General features: G+C 63.9%; 12 protein-coding genes. All 12 read left to right on the top strand.

Annotated elements, in window-relative coordinates; translation table 11 throughout:
* Positions 1 to 1,167, top strand: a 1,167-nt coding sequence (locus tag F9929_RS23580; RefSeq protein ID WP_210251388.1) for a DEAD/DEAH box helicase, incomplete at its 5' end; no start/stop codon positions are given.
* The gene (locus F9929_RS23575) at positions 1,157 to 2,110 is read left to right on the top strand and encodes a toprim domain-containing protein (protein ID WP_235919533.1); all 954 of its coding nucleotides are present in this window, start codon (positions 1,157 to 1,159) and stop codon (positions 2,108 to 2,110) included. The genes F9929_RS23580 and F9929_RS23575, both read left to right, overlap by 11 nt.
* 184 nt (positions 2,111 to 2,294) lie before the next feature.
* The gene (locus F9929_RS24220) at positions 2,295 to 2,462 is read left to right on the top strand and encodes a hypothetical protein (RefSeq protein ID WP_193227897.1); all 168 of its coding nucleotides are present in this window, start codon (positions 2,295 to 2,297) and stop codon (positions 2,460 to 2,462) included.
* Between the two features lie 83 nt (positions 2,463 to 2,545).
* Entirely contained in the window at positions 2,546 to 3,931 is a 1,386-nt protein-coding gene (locus F9929_RS23570) for a YcbK family protein (protein WP_193227896.1), read from the top strand.
* Positions 3,928 to 4,299: a hypothetical protein gene (locus tag F9929_RS23565; protein ID WP_152049003.1), complete on the top strand. Its 372-nt coding sequence runs from the start codon at positions 3,928 to 3,930 to the stop codon at positions 4,297 to 4,299. The genes F9929_RS23570 and F9929_RS23565 overlap by 4 nt, the downstream gene beginning before the upstream one ends.
* 165 nt (positions 4,300 to 4,464) lie before the next feature.
* Positions 4,465 to 5,475: a hypothetical protein gene (locus tag F9929_RS23560; RefSeq protein ID WP_152049002.1), complete on the top strand. Its 1,011-nt coding sequence runs from the start codon at positions 4,465 to 4,467 to the stop codon at positions 5,473 to 5,475.
* Positions 5,475 to 8,531, top strand: a complete 3,057-nt coding sequence (locus tag F9929_RS23555; protein ID WP_152049001.1) for a hypothetical protein — start codon at positions 5,475 to 5,477, stop codon at positions 8,529 to 8,531. The genes F9929_RS23560 and F9929_RS23555 overlap by 1 nt, the downstream gene beginning before the upstream one ends.
* Positions 8,531 to 8,818, top strand: coding sequence for a hypothetical protein (locus tag F9929_RS23550; RefSeq protein WP_152049000.1), 288 nt, complete (start codon positions 8,531 to 8,533; stop codon positions 8,816 to 8,818). The genes F9929_RS23555 and F9929_RS23550 overlap by 1 nt, the downstream gene beginning before the upstream one ends.
* Positions 8,819 to 8,834: 16 nt before the next feature.
* The gene (locus tag F9929_RS23545; protein ID WP_152048999.1) at positions 8,835 to 9,071 is read left to right on the top strand and encodes a hypothetical protein; all 237 of its coding nucleotides are present in this window, start codon (positions 8,835 to 8,837) and stop codon (positions 9,069 to 9,071) included.
* Positions 9,072 to 9,148: 77 nt separating this feature from the next.
* Positions 9,149 to 9,514, top strand: a complete 366-nt coding sequence (locus F9929_RS23540; protein ID WP_152048998.1) for a hypothetical protein — start codon at positions 9,149 to 9,151, stop codon at positions 9,512 to 9,514.
* Between the two features lie 59 nt (positions 9,515 to 9,573).
* Entirely contained in the window at positions 9,574 to 9,819 is a 246-nt protein-coding gene (locus F9929_RS23535; RefSeq protein WP_152048997.1) for a hypothetical protein, read from the top strand.
* Positions 9,820 to 10,064: 245 nt separating this feature from the next.
* Positions 10,065 to 10,819 (top strand): TadE/TadG family type IV pilus assembly protein (locus F9929_RS23530; protein WP_152048996.1); only part of this gene is annotated, 755 nt, incomplete at its 3' end.

Genomic DNA, 10,819 nt, shown 5'->3' with positions numbered 1-10,819 from the left:
ATCGTCCTGATCGATGAAGCGCACCGCGTGTTCCAGTTCCTTGGCGACTGGATGGCGATGCCGGCCTGGGCTTCCGTGCCCTTCGTCGGCTTGTCCGCGACCCCATGGGCGAAGGGCCTCGGCAAGCTGTTCGATGACCTGATCGTCGCGGCGACCACGGCCGAACTCATCGAGAAGGGCTTCCTCTCACCGTTCCGCGTGTTCGCCCCGGCCCATCCCGACCTGTCGAAGGTTCGAACCGCGCGCGGCGACTATCACGAGGGCGATCTGTCCGAAGTGATGTCGGAACCGGTGCTGATCGCCGATACGGTCGCGACTTGGCTGCGGCTTGGCGAGAACCGCCCGACGCTGCTCTTCGCGGTGGATCGCGCTCATGCCCGCCGGCTGGCGGCAGAGTTCGAGGCGGCGGGCGTCGCCACCGGCTACGTCGACGCCAACACGCCGCGCGACGAACGCGAGCTGGTGGGCCAGCGCCTTCGCAACGGACAGATCCGCGTCGTCTGCAACGTCGGCTGTCTGACGACCGGCGTTGATTGGGACGTGCGCGCCATCATCCTGGCGCGGCCGACCAAGAGCGAGATGCTGTTCGTTCAGATCATCGGGCGCGGCCTTCGCACGGCGGACGGCAAGGATGACTGCCTGATCCTGGACCATTCCGACACGACGCTGCGCCTCGGCTTCGTGTCCGACATCCACCACGAGACGCTGGACGGCGGCAAGCACCAAACGAACACGGCGAAGGCGCGCGAGAAGGCCGTGCCGCTGCCGAAGGAATGCCCGTCCTGCTCGTTCCTGAAGCCACCGGGCATGCGCCAGTGCTCCGCCTGCGGCTTTCTGCCGGAACGCCAGTCCGCGATCGAAGAAAAGGCCGGCAGCCTGATCCCGATCAACGGCAAGCGGAAGGGCAAGGGCGAAGCGACGGGGCACACACCGCAGGAAGTCTACTCGATGCTGATCTGGACCGTTCGCGAGAAGGGCTACAAGCCCGGCTACGCGGCGGCGAAGTTCAAGGATCGCTATGGCGTCTGGCCTCGCGGCCTGGACGAAGTGCCCCTTCCGCCGGACGCGGCCTTCCTGAACTGGATGAAGTCGCAGCAGATCGCCTGGGCTCGGTCCAAAAAGCGCCGCCAGGAGGCGAACGGCTCGGAGACGGCGAATGCTGCGTGAACCTCTCAAGGATCGCGCCCTTGGCCGCTGGAGGGGCATTTTGCCCGCAATCGGCGTCCCGGCGAAGGCGCTCTCGAACCGGCACGGACCTTGTCCGATGTGCGGCGGCAAGGATCGCTTCCGTTTTGACGACAAGGGCGGGCGCGGAACGTGGATCTGCTCGAAGTGCGGCGCGGGCGACGGCATCGAACTCGTGAAGCTTTTCCAGGGCGTCGAATTCCGCGAGGCGGCGCAACTGATCGAAGCGCAGATCGATGCCGCCCCGGTCATCGGCGCGAAAGGCCAGCAGCCGCAGACCGATGGGCAGAAGCGCGAGGAGATGCGAACGCTCTGGCAGCGGTCCAAGCCGATTACGAAGGCGGATGTTGCCGGTAAGTATCTCCATGAGCGCATCGGCCGGACGGAGTTCTCGCCCGCGCTGCGCTTTTCCCCGGACGAGCGCTATGCCGAAGCGGGGCGCAAGTCGTCCTGGCATCCGGCGATGATCGCGAAGGTGGACCCTTGCGACGCGGCGGCCAAGAACGGCGAACGAGCGGCGTTGCACCGAACCTATCTGGACGCGCTTGGCGGTAAGGCGGACGTGCCAAGTCCGCGCAAGATGATGGGCGCGATGCCGACCGGCGCCGCCGTGCGGTTGATGCCGTTCACCGACGTTCTCGGCATTGCCGAAGGCATCGAGACGGCGCTGTCGGCATCCGTCCTGTTCGACGTGCCGTGCTGGGCTGCCCTGACGGCGGGCCTCATGCAGGAATGGCAGCCGCCGGAGGGCGTCGGCACGATCATGGTGTTCGGCGACAACGACGCCAGCAACACGGGGCAAGCGGCAGCCTACCAGCTTGCCGCTCGGCTGAAGGCGAAGGGCCTCAGCGTGTTTGTCGAGATCCCACCGCGCCAGGGTGACGACTGGAACGATGTTCACCGCGCGAAACTGGAGGCAGCATGACCGTCAACAGATGGCGGAAAAGGAGACCATGTCTCTAACGAAAATAAATATCGGGCAGTAGGCAGACGCTGGCGAACGTCTGGAGACAACTGCGGACGCCTGCGATCAATGGCAGACAATATGTTACTGATTTGATTAGATATATACCGTGTAATACTATCTCCTGAACCTTCAGGAGATCGTCATGTCCGAGTATCCCGAATATCTTCAGCTTCGAGCGGCGGCGGGAACGAGCAAGTTGCTGCGCGAGACGGCAGATCGCGAAGGCAAGAAGCTGGCGCAGGTGATGCGCGAGGCTTTGGACGCCCGCCTTCGTCAGTCCGCTTCCCCCGATGAGCAGCAGGCCGCGTAATGGCCGGCCGCTTTCCTGGCCTTGCTGGTGTCGTTAGTAGCCCGACCGTCGCAACGGCAGATCGTTCACGGCTCAGTCCCGGCATGGCCGGTCTACTGAACGCCCTCGACAAGGCGGGCTACGGCGATGTGGGCTTCAATTCCGGCTATCGATCTGGCGCGACGAACGCACGGGCGCGCGGTGCGAAGAATAGCCAGCACCTGACCGGCAACGCGGGCGACTTCAACACCAAGGATCTCTCCCCGGATCGCGTGCGGGGGATGATGGAGGTTGGTGCCGCGAACAACGTCAACGGCATCGGCCTTTATTCGACAGGCAACAGTCTGCACATGGATACGCGCAACGGCCCGCGCGCCGTGTGGGGCGTGAACGGCAGCTATCATCGGTCGCCCGCCGCTGCATTCCCTTCTCAGTACCAAAGTTTCGTCAGCGACTTCTACGGCCAACCGGCCACCGCACCTGCGGTCAACGCCATCGCGCGTCAAGCGCCGGCAGCGCTGCCCCAAGCCGCCACCCGCGCCCGCTACGGCGCGTCGATGACGCCGCAGCCGGCTGGGCTCATGTCGCAGCCGTCCGACGCCAACCTCCCCGGCATTCCTGATGCGCCCCAGCAGCCCGGTCTTTTCAGCCAGGGCGGGTTCGTGGATCGCAACAAAGGTTCGCTGATCGGCGGCTTGCTGGGCACGGCGGTTGCCGGCCCCATCGGCGGTATCGTGGGCGGCCTTCTCGGCAACAAGGCTCAGAACATGAGCATGGGCACGCCGTCCGCAACGGCGCAGGCCGCACTGTCCGCTGGCTGGGATGGCGTATCGGCGCAACCAGGCCAAGCGGTCAATCAGGTGGAACGCCGGGCGGTATCCGCCGCGCCAAGCGCCGGCTTCATGTCTCCCGACGCCAGCGGGGCTTTCCCCGGCCAACCCAGCATCCCGACCCAGCCGGACCAGCCCGGCCTTCTCGGCAGCATGACGGCTCCCCGCAATCGCGGTGCTCTGGCCGGCGGCATCCTTGGAGCGGTCGCGGCTGGGCCTGTTGGCGGTGTGATCGGAGGCCTTCTCGGGCGGGCCGCGCAGAACGCCGGCAAGGGCACCGTCTCCAGCGGAGCACGCGCTGCCCTCGATGCTGGGTGGGACGGCTTCAGCAGCATGACGAGTGCGCAGAACGCGGCGGCGGCAGGTCGGGTGGCATCGACGCAGAGCCGAGGCAGCGGCGGGCGTGGAACGCCATCGGCGGCGGCTTCGGCGGCCATGGGCGCAGGCTGGGATGGCTTCTCCGGCATGTCGTCTTCGCAGGCATCGGCCGCGCGCAGTGCAGGCTCTGGCGCATCGTCCGGAGGTTCCGGCTCCTACGGCTCGTCGCCAAACCGCTCGGGCGGCAACGGCAACCTGTCCGGCGGCAAGTCCTCGTCCTCGGGCGGCAAATCCTCCAGCGGGTCCAAGTCCGGTTCGTCCGGGGGAGGGAAAAAGAAATGATCGCGAGAACCACCATCGAAAGCAGCGGGCCGAAGACGCTTACGGATAGCGAGGGGTTCTTTGGCGAAGCGCCGCCTCATGAGGACATCGAGGCGTTGGCCGAACTTCTCGTGAAAGGCAGCTACGCTCCCGACCCCATCGCCGCCTTCAGCGAATGCGTTCGCAGAGGCGAGGATCTGCAAGTTGATTGCCTCGTGGCGACGATCACGCCCTCCATCAACATCGCCAAGGATGGAGCCGATCACGACGCCATGCGCGACTACTTCCACCGCGTGTCCGACGTTGGGCAAGTGCGCATGTTGGTGCGCCTATCCCGCCTCTGCCTCGCTTCCACGGTTACAGCCTTCGAAACGGCCGGTTCGGCCTGACGCTCATACCCAGCGACACGAAAGGGGACGCAGATGGGACTTCTCGATGCACTGATGGGGAACGACACCAAGACCGTTTCGCTCTCCGGGCCGAACGGCGTTCCAATGTCCGGCGGTGCGCCGTCCTTTTCCGACAGGCTGAGCAATCCGCTGACGCAGGTGGGTTTGCAGCTTCTCGCCAACAACGGCACCCCGACCACGCAAGGCGCATTCAACGGCGTCCCTGAGGCCTTGGCGCGTGCCGCTCAGGTGCAGGAGAAGAACAAGACCAAGGAATGGTTGAAGACCAAATACCCTGACATCTACGGCCTGGTGCAGGCTGGGCTTGATCCGGGAGAAGCCTTTTCCCTGGCGATGAAGAAGGAGGCAGAAGAGCGCGAGCAGAAACGCTACGATGCAAACCGCGCCTTCGAACAGGGCAAGTTCGATTACCTGAAGACGCAGGACCAAGCCGAGCTTGGCTTGAAGCGGGATACGCTTGCCGCGACGGCCGGCAAGCGGAACATCGAGACGTTCTACGATGACCAGGGGCGCGAGACGCGGGGTTATTACGATCCCTCTACCGGCCGAATGGTGCAGATCGGCGGCTCGAAAGCACCGAGCGCCAGCAATGGCGGCATCACCATCAACCCTGACGGCACGGTGCAAATAGGCGGCAATGGCGTCAAGGTCCCGTCTAACTTCATGCCGGACCCCGACCGCCCCGGCGCGGTGAAGCCTATCCCTGGCGGTCCTGGCGAACAGCTTCCCTCGGAACTCGCGGCCCGCATCGGCATGGCGGACAACTTCCTGAAGGACGCGCCGGCCCTGAAGCAGAAGCTACAGGCCGGCGATGCCACTGGCATCATCGACCGCGCTGCGGCCGGCTTCAGTTCCGCCAGCGATCAGGCGCAACTCTACCGCCAGCTTCAAAGCGGTACGGACGCGCTGATGCGTATGTTGACCGGCGCCGGCATGAACGAGACGGAGGCCCGGAACTACGCCGACCGCTATCTCCCAGGATACGGCGACAACGCCGCGTCGGCAGCGGCGAAACTGGACCAGCTTACGAACGAACTGAGCGCCGCGCGCGAGAAGGCTTTGCAGGGTCGGGGCGGTCCCCCGGCTAGCGGGGGCAATGCGTCTGGCGGCGGTGGTGGTACGACCTCCTCCGGCATCAAATGGGGGGTGCGCTAATGCCGACGCTCGACATCCAAGGCCGTTCGGTCACGGTCGATGACAGCTTCCTTCGGCTTTCGCCGGAGGACCAGAACCGCACGGTAGACGAGATTGCTACCTCGCTCGGCATTACTGGCTCGCAAGGCGGCAGCACCGGCGCAGGACAGCCGCAGGAACCGGAGGGGAGTGGCATCGCCCTCAACGCGACGGCAGGTGCGAATTCGGCGCTCTACTCGACGCTTGGGGCTCCGGTAGACTTGGCCCGCGGGGCGCTCAATCTCGGGGTTCGGGGCTACAACGCCGCGACGGGCTCCGATGTCGGGTTGATCCCCGAGAACTCGTTCGGCGGATCGCGCTACATCGCCGAAACCTTGGGCGGCATTGATCCCGTTCTCGATCCCCGCAACACGGTCGCTGCCACGACTGGCGAGCGGATCGCGCGTGGTGCCGGCGAAGGGGCTGGATACGCTCTTGCGCCGGAAGCCGCCGTCGCCGGGCTCATCAAAACCGGCGCAGCGTCTCCGCGCATTGCCGAAACGGCGGGCCGGGTGTTCGGGCGCGGCGAAAGCGTTGGAGCGGTCGCCGGGAACGCGGCAGTCGGGGCAGCGAGCGGCGCGGGCGCGCAGGCAGCTATGGAAGCGGCTCCCGATGCCTACGACCCGCTTGCGGGCATGGCTGGCGGCTTGATCGGCGGCGGAGCGGCGACACTGGCCGGCGCGGTCCCTTCGCTTCTGCGAACGGGTGGGCGCATGGTGGGCGACTATCTGGCTCCGATGTCGGAAGCTGGCCGCGAGCGCATGGCATCCGAACGGCTTCGCAGCGGAACGAGCGACATCAACGCGGCTCGCGAAAGCCTCGACAATCCCGGCGCGGAACTCGTCCCCGGATCGCAGCCGACAACCGGGCAATTGACCGGGGACCTCGGCTTGCTCGGGATGGAGCGCGGCGCGGCGGTCAAAAGGCCAGAGCCGTTCGCGCAGCGCCGGGCGGATCAGAACGCGGCTCGTGTCGGTGCCTTGGAAGGGGTGCAGACCGGCGGCGCACCTGAGAAGGTCGCGGATGCCGTGCGGGCTCACCTGAAGCAGTTAGACGACAACGCGCAAGGCATCGTGGATCGTGCCGCCACAGAAGCCCGTGGACGCGCAAACACGCTCGGGATGGGGCAAACCCCCGAGGCGAGCGGCGCAACGCTTCGTGAGGCATTGGAAGCGGCAAGAGCGAGCGCCAGAGCCAGCGAAAGCCGGTTGTGGGATCTGGTGGACCCTGACGGAACGTTGGCACTGCCGCCCTCGAATATCCGCAAGCAGGGCGAGACGACGCGCAAGAACCTGCCTTTCTCTGCCAAGCCTCCTACTGGTGAGGAAGCTGCGATCCTCGACACCATCGGCCAATACGGCGACGTGGTGCCGTTCTCGGAAATGACGGCGTTGTCCTCGCGCCTCAAAGCCGCGATGCGGGAAGAGCGTTCGACAAATGGCGAGACCCCGGCTTATGCTCGGATGTCTCGCCTTTCCAATGCTATCGCGAAAGACCTTGAGCTCGGCGTGAAGGTCCGCGCCGGCAAGGATGCTGAAGCGGTCGCAGCCGGGCAGATGAGCCCGGAAGAGACGATACAGGCAAACCTCGCAAGGTGGGTTGAGAACTGGAGTGCAGAACGATCCCAAGAAGCGGTCGGGTTTGATGGTGGATCGGGCAATAGCATCGGTTCCCGAAGCGCAGCGCCCGGCACTGCTGGCCTATCTGGAGCAACAAGCGAAGCAGGAGGGCGACTTGGGCGCACTCCGCGCGATCCGCGACTACCGCGCGATGATCTCCAGCCCAACTTCGGACAAGCCGACCTCGACAAGCTGAACCAGGCGAAGGCCGCGACAATCCAGCGGGTGGAGACGTTCGACAACGGGACGCTCGCGCCGCTTCGTCGCCGCCCGACAAAGACCGGCCCCTACGACCTGTCCTCGTCCGAGGTTGCCGGCCGCATCTTCGCCCCCGGCGCGAAGTCCTACGAGGCCATCGGCCGCTATCGGCAGGCGGTCGGAGACGATGCCGCTTTGCCGGCCCTGCGAGACTACGCCGTAGATCGGGCTCGCAAGGCCGCGATGCGTGAAGATGGCACCTTCGACCCTGTACGGCTTGAAACGTGGCGGCGGGGCCATTCTGACGCCCTGCGGGCCATCCCCGGCCTCGACAACGCCCTGGCGGATGCCGAACGCGCTTCCGGCACTCTTGGGACCGTCATTCGCGAGCGCAACCGGGCCTTGGCGGATGCTCAGAAAGGGACGGTGGGTAGCCTCCTCAAGCTCGACAATCCCGAGGACGTAACGCGCACGGTCGGGAGCTTCTTTGGATCGCGGGACGGCATCAACCGCATGATGCAGCTTCGCCAGCGCATCGGCGGCGACAAGGAAGCGCTTCAAGGCCTCAAGCAGGCCGTAGCAGATCACATGCGCCAACGCTTCATCGGCAACACGGAAGCGGGAACCAGCGGCATCGGCACGATGAAGTCGGACGGCTTCCAAGAGTTCGTTCGCCGAAACGTCGGGGCGCTTAAGATCGCCGGCTATACCGCTGACGAGGTGACGACGCTTCAGGCTCTCGCGGACGACCTCCAGCGCTCCAATCGATCGGTCGCGGCGGTCAAGAACCCCGGCGACAGCAACACGGCTGAAAAGCTCTATGCGGCGAACCGGGAGAACGGCCCGCCATCCATCATGCAGCGGATCGTGGGCAACGTGCCGGCGGCGATGGGCGCGGCCGGGGGCTTCACAGTGGGCGGCGCGACCGGCGCGTTCCTCGGGGCAATCGGAGCGAAGACAGCGGCCGACATGCGGGCGGCTGGCATCAATACAGTGGACGACATCATAGCCGACGCCCTACTTAATCCGGCTCGGGCGAAACTCTTGCTGGCTCGTCCCTCGACGCGGCGCAACGAGGAGCAAACGCTTCAGATGCTGGGGCGGATGTATCAGCGCGCGGCAGCGACATCGGCCATTGTGAGCGTGGACGGCGGGCCGGAGCCCTACGAGGGCATCAGCGTGGATAGTCGCACTCAGCGGCAGACTGGAGCGCTACGGTGATGAGCACGGTCAAGCAACGCGTCAGCCGTCTTGAAGCGAGCATGGGTCAGCCTGTGCCCGATCATCTGCGTGTAGATCCACACCTGCATTGGGCCTGCCATGTCCGCGACGGGTACGAGAAAGAGGACTACGACGAAGCCTGCCGCCGCGCCGGCATCCGTGACCCTGGCGGGATCACACTCGTCGGCATTATTCCAAAGGGACAGGAGCCGGTCGGCTTCATGCCTTCCATAGAGCGCATTCAGATCCATGGACCTTGGAAAGGGGAAAGCCATGCTATCGCTTAGGGGTCGCCTTGCAGCCTTGGACAAGGCCCTCAAGGAGCACGACCGCTCGCGCCGCCAGATCGTCGTGCGCGTCGTCAGTGGTCGCGAATTGGAGGCGGGGGAACTTGATGTCCTCCTGGCAGCCGGCGGCTATCCGCCATCTTCGGACGAAGACATGCTCATCATTCTGCGCCGGTTCTTCAGCGCCGATGGCTCTCCCTGCGAAGACATGCAGCCGCGCCTCCTTCAGGTAAAGGATATGCCGTCCCGATGAGCCGAGGTGGAGCGCGTGAAGGGGCAGGCCGGAAGCCGGGCAGTGCAAACCGCCTGACGCAGAAGATCCGCGACGCGTTGGAGGACAAGCAGTCGCCTGCCGAATACATGCTGTCCGTGCTGCACAACGAAAACGCCTCGTCCGACGACAAGCGATGGGCCGCAGAAAAGCTGGCCCCCTACATCCATGCCAAGCCCGCCCCCGCACAGCGCACAGTGCAAATCGACCTGCCGGCGGCAGATACGGCGGAAGGGGTGAAAGCGGCATTTGCCAAGCTCATCGCCGCAACTGCCGCAGGCGAGCTTGCGCCATCGGAGGCGACGGCCCTTGCCGGGCTTATCGAGTGCCAGAGGAAGGCAATCGAGATGGCTGACGTGCTCGGACGCCTGGAGGAACTGGAAGAGGCGCAGAAGGGCGCTTCGAGGGTGGGGAGGCGAGCCTGATGCATGGAGGGTCGCGACCAGGAGCAGGCCGGCCTGCTGGATCTCAGAACAAGCGCACCATGGCAGCGCAGGAGGCCGCCGAAGCGTCCGGCCTGATGCCTCTCGATTACCTGCTTTCTGTAATGCGAGATGAGGGCAACGACACGGCTCTACGGGTGGATGCCGCGCATAAGGCCGCGCCGTTCCTGCATCCGAAGCTGTCGAGCGTGCAGCAGGCGGTGACGTTTCCGAATGGCGATCCGCTTGGGGAATTTCTTCAAGACATCGCCAGAAACGGCCGGCGCTTTGGACAGGACGACGCTTGAAAGACAATCAAGATCAATCAAGCCGCTAGGATCTTACGACCATCATCGAGGCCCAGCGGAAGCCCGTCGAGACGGTTGACGTGCTGGCGAGGATAGCAATTCTAGAGGATAAGATTGCAGCGAAGGGTCAGTGGCTCATGCTTTGTTAGAGAACGCATATGTTCATAACCTCTCAACCACGAAGCAGCGTTACCCAATTCGAGTTTATATTTTAACCGATTTTCGTGCCCCGTGTGACATGCTTCATGTTGAACAGTTACTCGGTGGCGATGTTGCGTGATATTTGGAAAGACAAAACAGCAAATTTCGCAATCGTGACCGCACTGGCCGCAGTTCCATTGGTCGGCGCAATGGGCTTGGCGGTTGATTTCGGACGAAGCGTCAATGCCAAGAGTATTGCACAGGATCGAGCTGACGAAGCGATGCTATCAGTCGCTCGACAGGGGCCGGCCGGCACCGATCGTTCATTGTTTAATTTCATACAAGCGGCCATTGCTGACGATACAGGGCTTCAGAACGTTACTGTCACCGGACGTTGGACAACAGTAAATGAGTTCACGGTCGATATTGAAGGGAAGTTGCCGTTGAGCTTGGCTCGCGTTCTTCCCGTTGGCCAATCCGATATGACTGTTAAAGTCTCATCAACCGGACGATATAAACAGGCAACCCAGAAGGCGAAAGCCCCACAGACAGCACAACTGGATCCTGAAGCGGGCGACTACAACAAGATCGATGCTTACTGTTTCAATAAAGAGAAAAGGGCATCCTCAACCGGCGGTCGTTCCCAATTTGTGTCCATCGCTGATAACGGAGGAACAACTTACACCGCCACCATGCCATCTTGCGCAGACGGGGAAACCATCAGCTTCAATCTCCACAACGTTCGAAACCAAAGAGGGGCAAAGCAGAATTGGCTGAACGCTCTCTTCGAGAATTACGACTACTACACCGACACAACGACGGATCCGAAGACTGGAGCTGAAGTCTATAATCTCGGTGG

The organism is Aureimonas psammosilenae (assembly GCF_009176975.1).
GTDB lineage: Bacteria > Pseudomonadota > Alphaproteobacteria > Rhizobiales > Rhizobiaceae > Plantimonas > Plantimonas psammosilenae.
The sequence above is the reverse complement of the archived record's forward strand: the minus strand, read 5'-3'. Positions and strand labels throughout refer to the sequence as shown.

What these genes read in the sequence shown, in the direction of transcription:
- F9929_RS24220 (WP_193227897.1), top strand. Translation starts at nt 2,295, where the DNA reads ATGTCCGAGTATCCCGAATATCTTCAGCTTCGAGCGGCGGCGGGAACG.
- F9929_RS23565 (WP_152049003.1), top strand. Translation starts at nt 3,928, where the DNA reads ATGATCGCGAGAACCACCATCGAAAGCAGCGGGCCGAAGACGCTTACG.
- F9929_RS23555 (WP_152049001.1), top strand. Translation starts at nt 5,475, where the DNA reads ATGCCGACGCTCGACATCCAAGGCCGTTCGGTCACGGTCGATGACAGC.
- F9929_RS23550 (WP_152049000.1), top strand. Translation starts at nt 8,531, where the DNA reads ATGAGCACGGTCAAGCAACGCGTCAGCCGTCTTGAAGCGAGCATGGGT.
- F9929_RS23535 (WP_152048997.1), top strand. Translation starts at nt 9,574, where the DNA reads ATGGCAGCGCAGGAGGCCGCCGAAGCGTCCGGCCTGATGCCTCTCGAT.
- F9929_RS23575 (WP_235919533.1), top strand. Translation starts at nt 1,157, where the DNA reads ATGCTGCGTGAACCTCTCAAGGATCGCGCCCTTGGCCGCTGGAGGGGC.
- F9929_RS23570 (WP_193227896.1), top strand. Translation starts at nt 2,546, where the DNA reads ATGGCCGGTCTACTGAACGCCCTCGACAAGGCGGGCTACGGCGATGTG.